We start from the raw sequence: 15,661 nt of genomic DNA on the forward strand, positions 1-15,661 counted from the left end.
CGGCCCGGACAGGGCGCCGGCGCGAAGCGTGAGCCTCCTCCGGGTGTGCGGCCTCGGCGATGCCCATGGCGGCCTTGAGCAGGTCGGGCGTCGAACCGACGCCGGACTCGACTGCGGCGGTGGCATCGACCCGCCTGTCAGTCCACCGGACCGAACGCGGACCGGACGCAGCTCACCTCGACAAGACGGTTCTGAAGACATGCCGCCGATTCTCAAGACTTCCATCAACCGGGCAAGGTCAAAGGGCAACAGAGCCCTCTGCACCGCGTACGGTGAGGGATCCACAAGAACACCCACCGGCTCGTGCAAGCCTCAACCAATGGAGACGCGATACGGCGTGAGCGTCGACCGGGTTCACCGTGACGAGACAGTTGCCTACCACCCCAGCCGGCTTGTACGGCAGCTCCCCAGATTCTCGTTCAAACAGGACCCATAACGATGTCCGGTTTCCTCCCGTAGTGTCGCCGCCGAGTTCGGACGTTCGACCACGGCGGAAGCAGAGCCAGGATGACCACTTCCGGGACACGGGATGAGACGGAGAGTGAGAGATGTCCACGACCTGGTGCTCGGTAGTCGCGGCGCAATACCGGTCAACCCTCGAGGACATGGCCATCGTTCTGCGCGGTTGCCCAGATGAGCTGTGGGAAGCGAGCATGTGGGAGGTGAAGAAGACCGACCAATGGGCGTGGCCTCCGACGGATCGTGACGGGCGACCGTTCGATGACCCTGCGGTCCGCGAGCGCAAGTTCCAGGCCATGTCTGCAGTGTGGCGGACCGCCTCCCACGCGCTCTGGTTCACCGACTTCGTCGACCTGTCCAACCCCTTGGGTGCTGATTGGTCACCGCCGACCCCGTTCTCTCCGCGCGACGAAGAAGGCTACGTGGTCCCGCCCACGTACTCTCGCGAGGAGGTGTTCGGCTACATCGACCACTGTCGGCGGAAGGTCGACGAGATCTTTAGTGACCTGACTGATGATCAGGCCGCTGCACCGCTCCCCGCGCCGCACCGAAACGGCGGGACATCGCTGGCCGCCGTCCTCGTCCAGGGCGTGGTCCACCTCCAGCTTCACTCCGCCCAGGTACGCACGTTCCTCAGAAGCCAGGGCGTCCGCTGCGCCGACGAGTGAGCACCGCGTCAGCGGCGCCGATCCACGTGAGGTCAATACAACAATGCAAGGGAGCTTGCTCAGTGGGAGGACATGAGGCTCTTGACGCTGCCGTCCTGCTGTTGCGACGCCAGGGAGTGATAGCCGAGGACGAGTCGGTAACGAGCAAACGCCTGTCCGGCGGCACCATCGCGCAGGTAGTGCTGGTAATGGCTCGCGATGGTCGCCAGTGGGTGGTGAAGCAGATTCCCGGCCTGCCTGCGTCTGCACTGGCTGCCGAGGTCGAAGGCCTGACCGCACTCGGAGCCAGCGGCACGGTCGCCGTCCCGCGAGTACACCACCAGGGCGACGACGCAATAGTCATGGATGCCTTGCACCCATCCGATGGCGACAGCCCGACGTTCTGGCAGCGGCTGGGGCAGGACATCGCCGGCTTGCACGCGGCAACCCGCACGGACCGGCACGGTTGGCGAGACGACAACTGGCTCGGCGGGCTCCCGCAGCACAACGGCTGGGAAGCCGATGGCCACACCTTTTTCGTCGAGCGTCGGGTGCTGAGATTTCTCGACGAGCCGCGGGTCCGCCAGGTGTTGTCCGCAGCGGACCTCCAGGCCATAGAGCACTTCGGCCGACGACTGCCCGACCTGGTTCCGGTGATGCCCGCCGTCTTGCTCCATGGTGATCTTGGCCAACATAACGTGCTCGCCGACCGAACCGGCCGCCCTACACTGATCGACCCGGCCGTCAGCTACGGCTGGGCAGAACTCGACATCAGCATCTTCTGGATGTCGAGTGCTGACCAGCGACCGTCGGCCGTGGAGCGGTTCTTCGCCGCATGGCAGGAGGCCGCCGCGCCGGAACCCGGCTGGAAAGAGCGGGCGCCACTACTGTCCATCCCCGCGGAGCTGAGCATCCTGGCCGAGTTCGGTGACGTGTGGGGCACCGCAGACCACCTGCGCGCCATAGTCGCCCCGTTCCGCCGGCAGGCTCCGGCGATACCCGCGAACGTCGACAGGAACGCAGACGCGTAAGTACACCCCGCGAGACACCGGGCACAGTGTCGGGTGAGTTCCGCTGGTACCCGGATCCGTACCCAGAACGCCGCAAGATTCGGCACGAGACCAACTCCCTGAGACGCCTTCAGGGCTACTGATCTAAAGGCGTTCGCAAGGGGAAGGCCAACCGTGGACATCTGAGGCCCTCACCAGTGGGGGTGTCCGCAAGGGATGGTCTTACGAGACGGCCGGCAGCCCGCCTCCTCTCGGGCATCGGTAACGACCGGACCGGCTCTGCGGGGCCGCGCGTATCACGAGGTTGCAGTGAGTCAGTGGATCCCGAAGCAGAGTGGGTGGCCGGCCGGACTGGCATAAACGGCGAACATCTCATCACCGTCGGGGTTGTCGGCAGGTCTCCTCGCGGCCTGAAGCTGACGCCCACCAAGCTCGACTGCCAGTCGATCGGCCGCTTCTAGGTCATCGACATGGAGGTCGAGGTGAACCTGTTGTTGCTGGGGCCCGGTTGGCCAATCTGGTGCCGCGTGGTTCGGGGCATGTTGCACGCCCATGACCCACTCGCCGCCGACCACGATGCTGTGCCAGTCCGCGTCGCGGTGCACCGTGCCGCCCAAGAGGCCGGCCCAAAACCTGCTTTCGGCTTCGATATTGCTGGCGTCGAACACAATGACCCGCCTGATGACCTTCACGTCAGCTCCCCTGTCCCCGTGTTCCGATCGAGGAGGTCTGAGAGTACGACTGGTTGCGGACGTTCTGCGTCCGGATAAGGAACCACCGCTCGAACCCGGGGACCTCCATCTGTACGCGGATGGTTCCCCGAGGAGACAGGGTTGGACCGCCGCTGAGAGCAGCTGCCTGGACCGGTGGCGGGAGCAAGGCGGTGAGGTCGAGGTGGGTGTCCATGTCGAGGAGGAACCGGCCGTAGGGGTTGATGTGTTCCGAGAGCAGATCAACGGCGTTCAGTGAGGTGGATGGTCACGGTGCTGCCGATCTCCTTGCCGAGGCGTTCGCGGAGTTCGGTCTTGATCGGGAGCTTGTGGGTTCCGTCTCCCATGGCCATGAACGACGCCTCGAACGGGTGGCCGTCCATGGTCCCGGCTACTTTGACGAGGCCGCGGGTGCCGAAGAACTCGGCGCTCCAGTCGGTGCGTACGTAGGTCCATCCGCCCTTGGCGTCGCTGCGTTCCACGACGGCGGTGAACGTGTGGTCCAGTCGGGTGCTCATCGTGAATCCTCCTCGGCCTGCTCTACGACCACGAACTGGTTTCGGTCGGGGTCGTCGAAGGTGAACATGGGTGGTACGCCGGGCCAGGCCAGCAGCTCGCCGACAGACACGCCGCCGGTACGCAGCGCGGCGTGCTCGGTGGTGGCGTCGGGTACCACGAACCTGATCCCGGTCTCCCGATTCGAGGTGGTCTCACCGGTGGTCAGCGCCAGCGACACCATGGCGCCAGGCGGTGCGACCTCGAGCCACCGCATGTCCCCGGCCATGCCGTCGAGGCGGACCTCGAAGCCCAGGGTGTCGCGGTAGAACTTCAGTGCCTGGTCCTGGTCGGCGACAGCGATGCCGATCGTGCGTATGTCGGTGATGGTGGTCATGGGCTTTCTCCTTGTTCACATGGGTCATGCGGGGTTCGACGGGTCGGTGCCGCCGTAGATCAACGAACCGGGGGTGGTCAGCGTCCTGCCCGTCTCGAGCCATGTCTTCAGCCCGGAGAGGATCATCGGCCAGCCGCCGTAGAGCTCGGGTGGGGCGTTGCCAGCGAGCTGGTCGTGGGTCACGATGAGCCGGCAGGCGTCGCCGACCGGCTCGATCTCCCACGTCACCCTGGTCGTGCCCTGTCTCTCGGCGTCGTCTGACCACAGCGTCCGCATGGACTGCACGAGTCGCCTCGGCGGATCCACCACGACGTTCTCACCTTCGGCCAGCGGGCGTTCCGCGCCGGGATGGTCGAGGGAGAACGACGAGCCCGTGGTCCAGTCCGAGTGGACCGAGGCACCGAAGTGGTACTTGGCCCGACTGGCCGGGTCGGTGATCGCGTGCCACAGCCGTTCGGGTGTGGTGTCGATGTAGATCTCGAACACCTTCTCCATGCCTTGCTCCAGGTCTCTCTTCAGGTCGGACAGGCCCGCCGACCATTCCTCGGTGTACTTGGTGATCCATCGGTCATGGACTTGCCGGATCGGCACGACGTTGAGGAAGTGGTGCTTCTCGCGGCCCCGCCGGCGGGCCACTACGAGACCGGCCTCCTCGAGGATGCCCAGGTGCTTGGCCACGGCCGGTCGGGTCATCTGGAAGCGCGTCGACAGGGCAAGCAGGGTCTGCCCGTCCTGCTCAAGCAACGCGTCCAACAGAGCCCGCCGGGTCGGGTCGCCCAGCGCCTTGAACACAGGTTCCACCCACCGAGGATAGGAAACCGTTTGGTTTCCTGTCAAGCCTGCACGCCCGCCCCCGGCGGGCTCGTTGCGGAGGAGAGAACCGGACCCCGGAACATGTCCGCAGGGGCGACATAACCGGCGCCGGTAGTCACGTGCTTGCGACGGGTACGGCCACGCGCCGTTTGGGGAGAACGCTCGCGTCCTGGGAGCGCCACTACGCGACGCGGGTGCCACGACGCAACTGGACGGTGTTTCTCTCCTTATATAGAGAGGTCGGCGTCATGGCTGATGGGCCGACCGCCCCGGGTGTCAACGGCGGCTGAATATTGAGCCGACGGCGGAGCCGGTAGACGGCACACTGTGTGTCCTCCAGTGCACTGAGAAAGGTTGCGATCCCGATGTACGAACTCTCGGCCAACCTCGAGCTCCTTTTCACCGAGCACGGCGGGCGAGGTGGCGAAGCGGGCGACAGCGCCGCTGACCGGGTGCGGGCCGCCGCCGACCTCGGCGTACCTTCGGTGGAGATCTGGCTCTGGCGAACCAAGAACCTCGACGAACTCGCAGAGACACTGCACGCCACCGGCACGGCGCTCCAGGTGATGTGCGTCGAACCGATGGGCCACCTCGTCGACCCATCGACACACGACACGTTTCTCACAGCCGTGGCCGCATCCGCGGCGGCAGCCGACAAGCTCGGCTGCCCCTATCTCGTGGTCACTGCCGGCCAGGACCGGCCGGGTGTACCTCGATCGACCCAACACCAGGCCATCGTGGACGCGCTTGGCCAGGCGGCACGGGTTCTCGAACCCTATGATGCGACGCTGCTCCTGGAGAATCTCAACTCCAGGGTCGACCACCTGGGCACATTCCTGGACTCGACCACCGAATGCCTCGACATCCTCGACGAGGTCGCCTCACCACGGGTCAAACTGCTCTACGACCTCTACCACTCCCTCGTCATGGATGAAGACCCCGAGGCCGTGCTCGCCGGGCGTACGCAATGGCTCGCCCATGTCCAGATCGCCGACGTCCCCGGACGTCACGAACCCGGCACCGGTTCGGTGGACTGGCCCCGCCAGCTCACGATCCTGCAAAAGCTCGGCTACACCGGACGGATCGGCCTGGAATACACCCCCACCGCCACCTCCGCCCGCTCGCTCGATCACATTCGCGAGAGTGCCCAGGCGGCGGGCTCGGTGCAGTAGGCCTCGCTCGGCAACACAGCCTCTCCTTACGTCTAGCCGAACGCACCGTAGTCAAAGGTGGTCGTTCGCCCATGGCCCATCGCTTGCCATCGCGCCACGGCAATCGGCCGAATTCGCGGGTGTCGAACCCGGGGATCCTCATCCGGACGCTGGCCCCGTATCGGAACGCAAGGTCAGCGGCTCAGCCACTCACCAAGGTCAACGGAACAGTTTTTGCGCGGCCCGGGAGGGCACTCGGCGACGACTCTGGAATCCTGCGTGACTGATCTGACCCCGGACATCAGCTCTTCGGACAAGCCAGTTCCCGGACCCACAACCATCAGTAACCCTAAACCGGCCCTCGCCGCGGTGTCTTGAGCCAAAGGTGAGCCTAGGAAGGGCGCCTCGCTCACTCGCGGTTGGCGTCGGCAGCTAGGAGGGAAAGAGCCTCCAGTGCCCCTCGGAGACGACCTCGACGGTGCCATCGACCACCTTGATGGCCGTCTCGTCGTCCATTGCGTACGCCGGACCCGATATGCCGGCCGCCCATTGTTCCGCCTCTGCCATGGAGTTGCCCGGCATGCCCTCCTGAGCCAGGTGTGGACAGATCGAGAAGTCGACGACGCCCAACGTGCTGTGGTCACCGGTCGGCGGTCTCCACTGGATGAAGTCCTCCCCGATCCTGGGGGTCATCACCATGCTCCCGGCACTCAGTCCCACCCAGACCGTCTCTTTCAGCGACGGGAGCAGGTTCGCCAGCCCGGACTGACGCATCCAGTGGCACAGGTAGAGGGCATCGCCGCCCGCCACCAGCAGGACATCCGTCTCCCGGACCAGGGGCACCCATCGCTCTTCATCGATGCTGGGCAGCGCGGTGAGCTCCAGCACGCCGACGGACTTCCAGCCCAGGTCGACCATGGGGAGGTCAGAGTTTCCACTGATGAACCGCCAGGCACCGACGCCAGGGCCGACCATGGGGTGCCCGTACTGCGCGGTGGGGATACACAGCGCGCTCGAGTCGGCGATCGGCTTGCCCAGCAGATCGACCAACGCGCGGTGGATACTGGCGTTCTTCACGCCCGCGGACGTGAGAAGAAGCCTCAAGATGCCTCCCGATTCGAGTGCGATGGGGCGGTCTGAGGTATAGACCAGGGACCACCGCGAAACTCATCGCTGCTGAACGAGGCAAACCTACCTGCGACAGGCCGCTCGCTCCGCAGATCAGGATCGAGCGCATACAGCACCGCACGCACCGCGGCATGTCCGAACTCGGGCACTGAACTCCATCCTCGCTAGCGGATCCCTCAGCGGACACCGCAGCGGCAGGCAGCCAGCCAGCGGGACTGGCCGGTGGCGCCGTCGATCGCCTCGCGGATGATGTCGGCGTGGCCGTTGTGTCGTGCGGTCTCCTGGATCATGTGGGCCAGGATCGCGCGGAGGTTGACCGGCGCGCCCCAGGGCGTGGTGACGACGTCGTCCACCCTGCCTGTGGCCACCACCTCGCGCGCCCGCTGGCATGTGCGCAGGTACAGCCCGACCAGCCCGTCCACGGTCTCATCGGGGTCGATCCGGAAGTCGGCCTCCGGGTCGTACAGGTCCGGCTCGTCAATCCCTGCGTAGATCTTCAAGAACCAGCCCTGCTCGGTGCCGGCCAGATGCTTCACCAGCCCCAAAAGGCATAGGCCGGACCTGGTCATCTGCCGGCGTAGCTGCTCGTCGTCAAGGCCCTCCAGCTTGTGCAGCAGCGTCGCCCGGTGGTAGTCGAGCTGACCGGTCAACATCTCGCGCTCACCTTACGAACAGGTAGGACGATCGCGGCGCGACGCCAACGCCTCATGCGTAGGTGACGCTCGCTTGTAGGTACGTCGGGCGGGAGGTCGCTCGTAGCGGACCACACCAGTGACCGGAGTCCGTTTGGCCGAGGTAGTCACTGGCTTGGCGAACACAGGCATAATGGATGACCCACCGGGTCGGCGTACACCGGCCAGGGACCACCGATGTCAGGTAGTTGGATCGCGCCGAGGTGCTTGGCCGTCTCCACTGCGGTCGGGTCTTCGACGGCGATGTCGAGATGAATTTGTGGCGGGTACGTCGGGTCGGGCCAGCGGGGTTGGCGGTGTTCGTCGATCTTGGCAAAGGACAGGATCGGGCCGTCGCCGCTGTCGAGCATCCTCCAGAAGCTGTCCCACTCGTGTCTGGTCTGGTGCAGTCCGAGTAGCTCGGCGTAGAACGCGGCGAGGGCGGAGTGGTCCTCGCTATCCAGCACGATTCCGCCGATCGTAGGTGCCGACCAGGTGTCGTGGGCCACGCAGAATGGATGTCCCGCTGGGTCGGACCAGACTTGGCAGTCGGTGCCGTCCTCGTGCCAGGTGGCTCCGTGATCGCCGAGCCATGCCCTTGTGGCGGTGGCATCGGGGACGCCGATATCGAGGTGGACCTGCTTTGGGTATGCCGGGTCGGGCCACTGCGGCGGGTGGTATTCCTCGATGGCTTGGAACGCCAGCCGTGGGTGCTCATCCTCCCGTCCGATCGTCATCAAGTCCGGTGGTCGCCGCAGGATCTGCATGTCGAGCAGCTCGGCGTAGAACGCGGCGAGGACCTCGGGGTCGGGGCAGTCGATCACGATGGTGTCGATTCTTGGCGTCATGGAAGCACAGGATGGCACTTGGCAGGGACACTCCAGTCCGGCTACGAGGCACACATGCTGGTAGTGCGGGTGCGTTGCCGCGCGTCAGCGGCGCCTTGATCCCATATGGAGAGGGCAATTCGGCAATCACCGAAGTAGGGAACGTCGCGGTCGGCCGTCCCTATCCGTACGCGGAAGGTTCCTCAATCGGACAGACCGCTGCGCCGAAGCCCTCATCCGGTACGGGAACTCCTACTTGGCGGACCGCGAACCCGCCAACCTCTTTAGCGCCCCGGCTCTGGCCGGCGCGGTGTGCTCATCAAGGGCAGATGCGGAGCCCACGTGGCTCGTAGAGGTCGGCCAGGACGTCAAAGTCGTCGACAACGGTGCCGTAGACCCATCGGTAGTAGCCGGGCCCCGCCATGTGTCGGCCGAACCGGTCGGCATCTGCCCGCGAGACAAGTCTGCGAAGGGCGTCGATCTCCTGCCAGCAGACGACCAGATGCAGGTAGGTGGAGAACGTACTCCGGCACCCATCGGGATAGCCAACGGGCACGTCCGGGTACCGCTGCTCGAGCTCGTCGCTGATCAACGCGTCCACGACGTCGGACCGCTCATGGCAAAACCAGTGCAGCTGCTCATGCACATAGACGGCCAGGAGGCGTCGGCCACGGTTGCGCGTGTTGAGGGTCAGAACCGGATGGCTGTGCGGAAGCCGTGTCGCCTCGTCGACGAGGACGTCAGTAGTGAAGCACCAGGGGCGTCAGGTCGTGAGCGGCGAGCAAAGCCTCCAGATCCGCCTTGGTACGCCGTTCCTCATCGGTGCCGCTGACAAGACGGACAGTGGGCGTCATCCAGGCGATGTTGAACCCGCCGACAGCTACGTGTCAATGGCTGACCTTAGTTCATCTGATCGACGTGTCCGATTGGAGATCACATACTTACCCGAGCAGTTGATCAGCTGGAGTGGATGGCCATCGACATGCGTTCGACGTGCCAGTAGATCAGCCCTCCGCAGCCGCCGTAGCGGCAGTGCCACTCGGTGAGTGAAGATGTTCTGGTCGAACGCCCCGAAGTGCGTGGAGTCGCTGCCGACCGCGGAGGTGACAAGCTGTCAGATGTTGATCGGAATTCGACCATCGCCCACCACCGAGGATGTACATGGACGACCTGACCCCGGACGATGTGAGGTACGTCGTCATCGACTTCGAGGGCACCACGCCGCCCGGTCGACCGTCGGCGCCCATCGAAGTGGCCGCCCTCGTCCTCAACCCGGCCGGCGACTCGGCCACGTCGGAAGCCTCCTTCGAGGAACTCATCCGACCGCCCGACGATGCGCCAGTGACGCCGTTCGACACCGTGCTAAAAGGGATCACTTCCGCCGACGTGCAGACCGCACGGCCACCCGCCGACGTCTTCACGGCCATCGACATCTGGCTTCCAAATAGCCGCTGCCTACTGGTCGCGCACCACGCATCGGTCGAGGCAGGAATGATCTATCGGCACCGTGAACACTGCCCAGCGCTTTCCACAACCCCATTCCTCGACACAGTACGGATGGCCAAGGCCGTCCTACCGGGCGTCGGGTCCTACAACCTGGACCAACTCCTCCTCCAACTGCGAATCCCCAGACCAATCAACCGGCACCGCGCCATGCCCGACGTCCACGCGACAGCGCAACTGTTCCGACGCCTCTGGGGCCTCGGCGTCAGCCAAGGCCACTGGAAAACTGGCAAAGACGCCCTAAAGATCGCCGGCCTAACACCACAGGCCTCCAGACCCCAACAGACCTCCCTGTTCTAAAGCCTGGGGTCCGTAACACCGTTCGTGTTACGAACCCGAACGGTTCCGGTTCGCGGGTGGTGGGATGGCGGCTCGTGCCTTATCAGCCTACGTTCGCCCCGGTCGTTGCGCACAGTCGCACTAGGAAGCCTCGAGGACGAAGAACAGGAAGCACAGGAAGGACCCTGAGGGGGATGTCACGAGGTCGGGGAACGCCTCGCGGGCACCGGGTGCGGGAGGTGGTTCGCTCACGACGGCGATCCGGAAGCCGGCTGCGGTGAACTCGTTGGTTATTGCGTGCAGTGGTCGGTGCCAGTACGTCAGCACGGCGGCTTGGCCGTTGAAGGTGTACTCGTCGGACCACCGTTCGGTCGCGAAGTAGTCGCCTTCGGGCCTGATCAGACGGTAGGCGAAGGGATGGTTGACGGCCACGATGAGTCGGCCGCCGGGTACGAGCACGCGTCGCAACTGGGCGAGTGGTGCCTTCCAGTCCTCGAGGTAGTGAAGGACCAGGCAGGCGACGGCATCGTCGAACGCGGCGTCGGGGAACGGCAGAGGATCGGCGCCCAGACCGCCCTGATGTAGGGCCGTGCCATCGCCGAGCCGCTGCCGGGCCAAGTCCAGCATCTTGGCGCTGGGATCCATGCCGGTCACTATGGCGCCGCGATCGCGCAGTGCCGCGAGCAGGGGGCCGGCTCCGCAGCCGACGTCAAGAATCCGCCGCCCGGCCACGTCTCCGGCCAGGTCCAGTATCGCCGGCCGGGTGTAGTAGCCGTTGATGAGGTTGGACTCGGTCTCGGCCGCGTACGCCTCGGCGAAGCTGTCGTAGTCGTTGGCCAGAGCCTGGCCGGCAGCCCGGGACGAGTGCTCAAGGTCAGAAGACATGCGGCCCATCCTGGCAGGTCTGATCGCTTCGCCGTGCTCACAACCTCGCCGTACAGCCATCCGTACAGCCAAGCCGGCCGACGGAGACTGGCCGGGGTCGACGTGAAGCGACACGACGAGCAGGCCAGCGGCAGTTCCCGACGCTGGCCGACAGCAGTCTTGAACTCTGCACGGGTCTGCGCGCGGGGACGATCTACGCACCGTCAGGGCTCGACGCCTGGGGCAGTTAGCTTCGTGCGCCGGCGATGGCGTGACCCTGGGTGTCAACGTGTCGTAGTGCTGACTGTGCGGCATCGGGACCGGCGGGCAGGAGTGGTAGGCGCACTGCGGCAGTTGGGATGCGGCCCTGGGCATGAAGGACCGCTTTGATTACGGTGGGATTGGGCTCGGCGAACATCGCACTGGAGATTGCGGCCAGGTGGTGACCAAGCGTTCGAGCACGGGCGGCGGTGTCTCCACGCCACGCGTCGACCAACTCGACGAACCGTGCCGTGGCCACGTGTGCAGAAGCCAAGACGCCGCCGTGTGCACCGAGTGCCAGCAGTGGTGAGATGAAGGCGTCGTCGCCGCCCAGCATCGCGAACTCGGCCGGCAGGTCCGCCAGAAGCTCAAGAGTGTACGGCGGGGCCCCGTACCGTCACTCCTGCGGGCAGTCGCGCTGGTATCGGCGGCCAGCCGCGGGGCGTTCGTCGCCGTGGTGTGCCTGTTCGCCCTCTCAGGGCTCGGTGTCGCTGTGCTGCTGCTCATCGGCAACGAGCTGCTCCAGGAGCTGCTCGCCCACGGCGCCGACACCACCGTGTCAGCCCGGATCTGGTGGCTGGTCGTGGCCGCGCTCGGGGTCGCCGCGATCGTCTCGTTCGCCGGGGCCGCGGGTGCGGGCATGCATCGGCTACTCGCGGAGCAGACCGTCCGCTACTGCGACGAAGTGGTGCTGCGCCTGACGGCGCACGTACCGCTGCGGGAGCTGGACTCGCCGGAGTTCCACAACTACGTGGAGCGGGCGACCCAGTTCGGCAGTCGCAGCCCGATCGCGCTCGCGATGGCTGTCCCCCAGTTGCTCGGATCCCTGGTCGGGGCCATCGGAGTCGCGGTTGGCTTGGCCATCGTGAGCCCGTTGCTCGTGCCGATCACGTTGCTCGCCTGCGTGCCGCTGTAGTTGGTAGGCAAGACCAACAGCGAGGAGATGTACTCCTTCAGCTTCGGCAACACACCAAACGACCGGTCGCGCTTCCACATCCAGCGCATCACTCGCGACCGAGAGTCGGCGCCCGAGGTCCGGGCCTACCGGCTCGCCCCCTACCTGCTGGACCAGTGGACGCGGTTGTACGACGAGCGGATCGCGGGCATCCGGGAGCTCGTCCGCCGGTTCGTCCGACGGTCGGCCGCCGGGAGCCTCGTAGGCTCGGTCGTCCTCGGCGGCGTACTGCTCGTCGTGCTGTTCTTCGTCCGTCGTGGCGATCTCTCCCTCGGTGCGGCCGCCACAGCCAGTGTCGCCGTTCTCCTGCTCGCCAACCGGTCACAACAGGGCGCGACGAATCTCGGTCAGACCCTCGAACACGGGCTGCACCTCGACGAGTTCATGCAGCTACGTGCCTAGGCCGAGCGGCTGCGACCTGGGCTCCCCGTCTCGGTTGCGCCGTTCACTAGGCTCCGAGCGGACGGGGTGTCATTCACCTATCCGTCGGCGGCATCGAGCGAGGCGCTCGACCAGGTGAGCTTCGAGATCGCCGCCGGCGAGATCGTCGCGGTCGTCGGCCACAACGGCTCCGGCAAGACCACGCTGGCCAAGCTGCTCTGCGGCCTGTACGAGCCCACCGCCGGAACGATCTGGTGGGACGACCGACACCTGTCCGCGGTGACCAACGACGGCGGCTTATCGCAGGTCGGCGTGGTGTTCCAGGACTTCGGCCGCTACTGGTTCTCGGCCGCAGACAACATCGGCCTGGGCGACGTGGCACGCCTGACCGACCGGAGCGGCATCGAGGACGCCGCCCACCATGCCGGGGCCGCCGAGTTCCTCCGAGCCCTTCCGAACGGGTTCGAGACCCCACTCGGCGTCGAAGTCGACGGCGGCGCCGATCTGTCGGTCGGGCAGTGGTCGCGATCGCCCGCGTGCTGTTCCGCGACGCATCGTTCGTCGTCCTCGACGAACCCACCGCCTCGTTGGACGCCGAGGCCGAGGCCGCGCTCTTCGACACCATCCGCGACCTGTGCTCCGGCCGGACCGTCGTCCTCATCTCCCACCGCTTCTCGACGGTACGCTCCGCCGACCGGATCCTCGTGCTCCACGAGGGCCGGCTAGTTGAGCAGGGGAGTCATGTCGAACTCGTGGCGCTCGGCGGGCGGTATGCGCAGATGTACGAGGTACAGTCCCGCGCCTACATCGACGCCTGACGCCGCACGCCGGTACCGGCTCGGAGGGAGCGACCTCACACTATGCGCCCGGACCTGGACGCCCTGGTTTCGGGCAATCTCGCTGCCGCTGCTTGCTGCGTCGTTGACCCACGACCCTCGATTGGGTCGCAGGATTGGCAAGGTCCGTATGGGGAACCCTCCCGCGTACGGATGGGGAGATCCGCTTCCGTACGCCCGGCCAGGGTTCCGGCTCGCGGACGGCGACATGGATGGAGTCTCCTCCAGCTACGTGGCCGGCGTCGGTGCTCTTGAGCATCAACGCGTTCGGTGGTGGACTCAGCCCTACGTCGATGTGATTGTCGCCGCGAGGCTCAGCTCAGGCGGCTCTCGCCCAGCCGAAGATGTAAGTCGATGACGTCGGGTTCGCCGGCGCGGATGGTCCAGTGCAGCATGGTCAGGGTCCAGTGTGCCCAGTACATCCGGAGCAGGTCAGGTTCGAGCGTTGCGGCGAGGTAGTTGTCGAGGTGGTCGATCGCTTCTTGCTGAACGCCGTTGTGTCCGCCAGTGGGATCGAGGCGTGCCCAGGCGAGGTCGAAGCGCAGCTTGATGAGGCCGAAGTGTCGGTCGCCCCTTGCGACACCGAAGTTCCAGTCGACCACGCCGGTGATCTTTCCGGAGTCGTCGACGAGCACGTTGGGGATGGTGTAGTCGGTGTGGACAAGGTCGTCACCGATCATCTCGTGCACGGGAGCGGCGCCAACCTCGCGGATGATCTTGAGTAGCCGCCGGCTGCGGTCGTTGTAGCCCGCCAGGGTCTCGTGCCTGGGAAACTCTGGGCCGCTATGCCGCAGATGCAATGGTGGCACGGGTACGTCGGGGCGGCTGGTGAGCAGGCCGGCGAACCGCTCGTTCATCGCTAGAACCGCATTGATCATGTCGGCGTCGGTGCGGTGTGGTGGCGTGCCAGGCAGGCGTTCTTGGACGACGCCGACGACCCCGTTGTCAAGCTGGACGACCAGCTCGTGGCGAGGTACGGGCAGTCCTCGGCCGCGAAGCATCGACAACACCTCGGCTGTACGACGCATCGCGTCCAGGCCGGCGTCATACGAGCGGGTGACGACCCCATCGTGTCCATCCGGCCAGCGGACGAAGACCGCCCCGCCGGTCTCACCCTGATCGGCCATTCCCGTAACGACCAGACCTCGACCTGTGCGCTCGTTGATCTCCGCGACCAGGGCGTGGTGCTCTGTCGTGGCCGGTTTGGCTGTGGCATTGTCACTCATTGCCGACCGTCCTCAGCAGGATAGGGAGCGCACTAGGCACAGGTGACGGTGAAGCTAACGCATCTCCCCGACACCTCTTGTCAGGGATATGGGTTCCCAGCCAAGGAAACGCACAACGAGGGCACTCATCTCGACTACGACTGCCGGCGGAGGGACTGGCCGCCGTCGACGGGCCCGTCCGTTGAGGGATCGGCTCCCGACGCCCGGCACGGTTCCCTTAACGGGCATGGCATGGGACGACATCGAGCGAGTTGATCACAGCGTCAGCGCTGCGACTCAACCGTCGCCGTTTGCTCGCGCCTTATGGCGTCCGCGATGGCTTGCCGGTCCTGTGGAGATCGGTCGAATGATGCGCGCCAGCTAATCGGTCCACCGACGTACGGGTCGCCGGCGAACCGCGGGTGTAGGTGCATGTGGAGGTGGGGCATCGTGTTGCCGTGGATCTCGTAGTTGATCTTGGCGGGTGTGAAGAGGGTGTTCAGTGCTCGGGCTACGAGCATGGCTTCGTCCCAGAACTGGCGAAGCTCCAGCCCGGGCAGTTCGAACGGCTCTACCACGTGGCGCCGGGCAACCATGCACACATAGCCCGGCAACGGAGCGCTCGGCCCAGCGCACGCGACCGATGCGGCGAACTCGACCAACACGTTCGTGGGGCCGCCATCGCGACAGATCGGGCATGCAGCCGTCGACTTTCGATCTTGCCAGTCCTGCGGTCTCGACCAAACCGAGCCACTGCCACTGGAGGGTTCTTGACTTCGACCGCCGTCCCGGGCATCGCCTACAGCCATGACCAAGGAGTGTGCCATGTGACGAGTGGCGACTGTTGACGATCACCTGCGTGATCATGACCGCCGACATTGCGTCCTCCTTGACTGCCCGCAGCCATCGGATCGCCGTGCTGCGGACCACCCATGGCCCGCGGGAGCTCCCTCGCCGGACACCCGTATGCCTCGTCCTCGGCGTTGTAGTCCGGCGTTAGAGTGGTGATACTCGCGCGGCCGATGTCGTCCTGCGATCGCTTTGATTGAAAGGCGACAACGTGGTTGGC

The 15,661-nt window shown here is 65.7% G+C and carries 19 protein-coding genes and 2 pseudogenes; 8 read left to right on the forward strand and 13 right to left on the reverse strand.

What is annotated here, in order from left to right:
* The first annotated feature begins 548 nt into the window (after nt 1-548).
* A complete protein-coding gene (locus tag ABN034_RS32995; protein ID WP_349694878.1) occupies nt 549-1,127 on the forward strand; it encodes a DinB family protein in 579 nt (192 codons plus the stop codon).
* Nucleotides 1,128-1,315: 188 nt separating this feature from the next.
* Nucleotides 1,316-2,137 (forward strand): fructosamine kinase family protein, encoded by an 822-nt coding sequence (locus ABN034_RS33000; protein ID WP_349694896.1) that lies wholly within the window; start codon nt 1,316-1,318, stop codon nt 2,135-2,137.
* A 293-nt stretch (nt 2,138-2,430) separates the two neighbouring features.
* Here ABN034_RS33000 and ABN034_RS33005 read toward each other — a convergent pair whose 3' ends face one another.
* The 4 genes from ABN034_RS33005 to ABN034_RS33020 all read right to left on the reverse strand — a co-directional run bounded on the left by ABN034_RS33005 (nt 2,431) and on the right by ABN034_RS33020 (nt 4,519).
* Complete coding sequence (locus ABN034_RS33005) at nt 2,431-2,808, reverse strand: VOC family protein (protein ID WP_349694879.1); 378 nt, start codon at nt 2,806-2,808, stop codon at nt 2,431-2,433.
* 260 nt (nt 2,809-3,068) lie between these two features.
* Nucleotides 3,069-3,344, reverse strand: coding sequence for a DUF1905 domain-containing protein (locus tag ABN034_RS33010; RefSeq protein WP_349694880.1), 276 nt, complete (start codon nt 3,342-3,344; stop codon nt 3,069-3,071).
* Nucleotides 3,341-3,718: a VOC family protein gene (locus tag ABN034_RS33015; RefSeq protein ID WP_349694881.1), complete on the reverse strand. Its 378-nt coding sequence runs from the start codon at nt 3,716-3,718 to the stop codon at nt 3,341-3,343. Before ABN034_RS33015 ends, ABN034_RS33010 begins: the two co-directional genes overlap by 4 nt.
* Nucleotides 3,719-3,742: 24 nt before the next feature.
* Nucleotides 3,743-4,519, reverse strand: coding sequence for an ArsR/SmtB family transcription factor (locus ABN034_RS33020; RefSeq protein ID WP_349694882.1), 777 nt, complete (start codon nt 4,517-4,519; stop codon nt 3,743-3,745).
* 377 nt (nt 4,520-4,896) lie between these two features.
* Between ABN034_RS33020 and ABN034_RS33025 the strand changes: the two genes are divergently transcribed.
* Entirely contained in the window at nt 4,897-5,703 is an 807-nt protein-coding gene (locus ABN034_RS33025) for a TIM barrel protein (protein ID WP_349694883.1), read from the forward strand.
* A gap of 411 nt (nt 5,704-6,114) precedes the next feature.
* Here ABN034_RS33025 and ABN034_RS33030 read toward each other — a convergent pair whose 3' ends face one another.
* The 5 genes and pseudogenes from ABN034_RS33030 to ABN034_RS33050 form a co-directional block, all read right to left on the reverse strand.
* Nucleotides 6,115-6,786, reverse strand: a complete 672-nt coding sequence (locus tag ABN034_RS33030) for a Type 1 glutamine amidotransferase-like domain-containing protein (protein ID WP_349694884.1) — start codon at nt 6,784-6,786, stop codon at nt 6,115-6,117.
* Nucleotides 6,787-6,986: 200 nt separating this feature from the next.
* On the reverse strand, nt 6,987-7,463 hold the full coding sequence (locus ABN034_RS33035) for a DinB family protein (protein WP_349694885.1): 477 nt from the start codon (nt 7,461-7,463) through the stop codon (nt 6,987-6,989).
* Nucleotides 7,464-7,609: 146 nt separating this feature from the next.
* Nucleotides 7,610-8,329, reverse strand: coding sequence for a VOC family protein (locus ABN034_RS33040; protein WP_349694886.1), 720 nt, complete (start codon nt 8,327-8,329; stop codon nt 7,610-7,612).
* A 298-nt stretch (nt 8,330-8,627) separates the two neighbouring features.
* Nucleotides 8,628-8,909 (reverse strand): hypothetical protein, encoded by a 282-nt coding sequence (locus tag ABN034_RS33045; RefSeq protein ID WP_349694887.1) that lies wholly within the window; start codon nt 8,907-8,909, stop codon nt 8,628-8,630.
* Nucleotides 8,910-9,271: 362 nt separating this feature from the next.
* A pseudogene (locus ABN034_RS33050) lies at nt 9,272-9,413 on the reverse strand (Tn3 family transposase); the annotation flags it as partial.
* A gap of 56 nt (nt 9,414-9,469) precedes the next feature.
* Between ABN034_RS33050 and ABN034_RS33055 the strand changes: the two are divergent.
* The gene (locus tag ABN034_RS33055; protein WP_349694888.1) at nt 9,470-10,111 is read left to right on the forward strand and encodes a 3'-5' exonuclease; all 642 of its coding nucleotides are present in this window, start codon (nt 9,470-9,472) and stop codon (nt 10,109-10,111) included.
* A gap of 120 nt (nt 10,112-10,231) precedes the next feature.
* Here ABN034_RS33055 and ABN034_RS33060 read toward each other — a convergent pair whose 3' ends face one another.
* Both ABN034_RS33060 and ABN034_RS34750 read right to left on the reverse strand, forming a co-directional pair.
* Nucleotides 10,232-10,975, reverse strand: a complete 744-nt coding sequence (locus ABN034_RS33060) for a class I SAM-dependent methyltransferase (protein WP_349694889.1) — start codon at nt 10,973-10,975, stop codon at nt 10,232-10,234.
* 226 nt (nt 10,976-11,201) lie between these two features.
* Complete coding sequence (locus ABN034_RS34750) at nt 11,202-11,579, reverse strand: dihydrodipicolinate synthase family protein (RefSeq protein ID WP_502879139.1); 378 nt, start codon at nt 11,577-11,579, stop codon at nt 11,202-11,204.
* A gap of 90 nt (nt 11,580-11,669) precedes the next feature.
* Here ABN034_RS34750 and ABN034_RS33065 point away from each other — a divergent pair, with 90 nt between their 5' ends.
* The 4 genes and pseudogenes from ABN034_RS33065 to ABN034_RS33080 all read left to right on the forward strand — a co-directional run bounded on the left by ABN034_RS33065 (nt 11,670) and on the right by ABN034_RS33080 (nt 13,369).
* Complete coding sequence (locus tag ABN034_RS33065; RefSeq protein ID WP_349694890.1) at nt 11,670-12,131, forward strand: ABC transporter ATP-binding protein; 462 nt, start codon at nt 11,670-11,672, stop codon at nt 12,129-12,131.
* 27 nt (nt 12,132-12,158) lie between these two features.
* A complete protein-coding gene (locus tag ABN034_RS33070; protein ID WP_349694891.1) occupies nt 12,159-12,572 on the forward strand; it encodes a hypothetical protein in 414 nt (137 codons plus the stop codon).
* A 141-nt stretch (nt 12,573-12,713) separates the two neighbouring features.
* Nucleotides 12,714-13,019, forward strand: a pseudogene (locus ABN034_RS34755) (ATP-binding cassette domain-containing protein); the annotation flags it as partial.
* Nucleotides 13,020-13,087: 68 nt separating this feature from the next.
* Nucleotides 13,088-13,369: a hypothetical protein gene (locus ABN034_RS33080; protein ID WP_349694893.1), complete on the forward strand. Its 282-nt coding sequence runs from the start codon at nt 13,088-13,090 to the stop codon at nt 13,367-13,369.
* A gap of 332 nt (nt 13,370-13,701) precedes the next feature.
* On the opposite strand, the gene ABN034_RS33085 is transcribed toward ABN034_RS33080, so the two are convergent.
* Both ABN034_RS33085 and ABN034_RS33090 read right to left on the reverse strand, forming a co-directional pair.
* Entirely contained in the window at nt 13,702-14,613 is a 912-nt protein-coding gene (locus tag ABN034_RS33085) for a phosphotransferase family protein (protein ID WP_349694894.1), read from the reverse strand.
* 263 nt (nt 14,614-14,876) lie between these two features.
* Entirely contained in the window at nt 14,877-15,419 is a 543-nt protein-coding gene (locus ABN034_RS33090; protein WP_349694895.1) for an HIT family protein, read from the reverse strand.
* Nucleotides 15,420-15,661: the final 242 nt, after the last annotated feature.

It is taken from the genome of Actinopolymorpha sp. B11F2 (assembly GCF_040195635.1).
Taxonomy (GTDB): Bacteria; Actinomycetota; Actinomycetes; order Propionibacteriales; family Actinopolymorphaceae; genus Thermasporomyces.

What these genes read in the sequence shown, in the direction of transcription:
- ABN034_RS33015 (WP_349694881.1), bottom strand. Translation starts at nt 3,718, where the DNA reads ATGACCACCATCACCGACATACGCACGATCGGCATCGCTGTCGCCGAC.
- ABN034_RS33060 (WP_349694889.1), bottom strand. Translation starts at nt 10,975, where the DNA reads ATGTCTTCTGACCTTGAGCACTCGTCCCGGGCTGCCGGCCAGGCTCTG.
- ABN034_RS33035 (WP_349694885.1), bottom strand. Translation starts at nt 7,463, where the DNA reads ATGTTGACCGGTCAGCTCGACTACCACCGGGCGACGCTGCTGCACAAG.
- ABN034_RS33025 (WP_349694883.1), top strand. Translation starts at nt 4,897, where the DNA reads ATGTACGAACTCTCGGCCAACCTCGAGCTCCTTTTCACCGAGCACGGC.
- ABN034_RS33040 (WP_349694886.1), bottom strand. Translation starts at nt 8,329, where the DNA reads ATGACGCCAAGAATCGACACCATCGTGATCGACTGCCCCGACCCCGAG.
- ABN034_RS33000 (WP_349694896.1), top strand. Translation starts at nt 1,316, where the DNA reads ATGGCTCGCGATGGTCGCCAGTGGGTGGTGAAGCAGATTCCCGGCCTG.
- ABN034_RS33090 (WP_349694895.1), bottom strand. Translation starts at nt 15,419, where the DNA reads ATGGCACACTCCTTGGTCATGGCTGTAGGCGATGCCCGGGACGGCGGT.
- ABN034_RS33085 (WP_349694894.1), bottom strand. Translation starts at nt 14,613, where the DNA reads ATGAGTGACAATGCCACAGCCAAACCGGCCACGACAGAGCACCACGCC.
- ABN034_RS33010 (WP_349694880.1), bottom strand. Translation starts at nt 3,344, where the DNA reads ATGAGCACCCGACTGGACCACACGTTCACCGCCGTCGTGGAACGCAGC.
- ABN034_RS32995 (WP_349694878.1), top strand. Translation starts at nt 549, where the DNA reads ATGTCCACGACCTGGTGCTCGGTAGTCGCGGCGCAATACCGGTCAACC.
- ABN034_RS33070 (WP_349694891.1), top strand. Translation starts at nt 12,159, where the DNA reads ATGTACTCCTTCAGCTTCGGCAACACACCAAACGACCGGTCGCGCTTC.
- ABN034_RS33055 (WP_349694888.1), top strand. Translation starts at nt 9,470, where the DNA reads ATGGACGACCTGACCCCGGACGATGTGAGGTACGTCGTCATCGACTTC.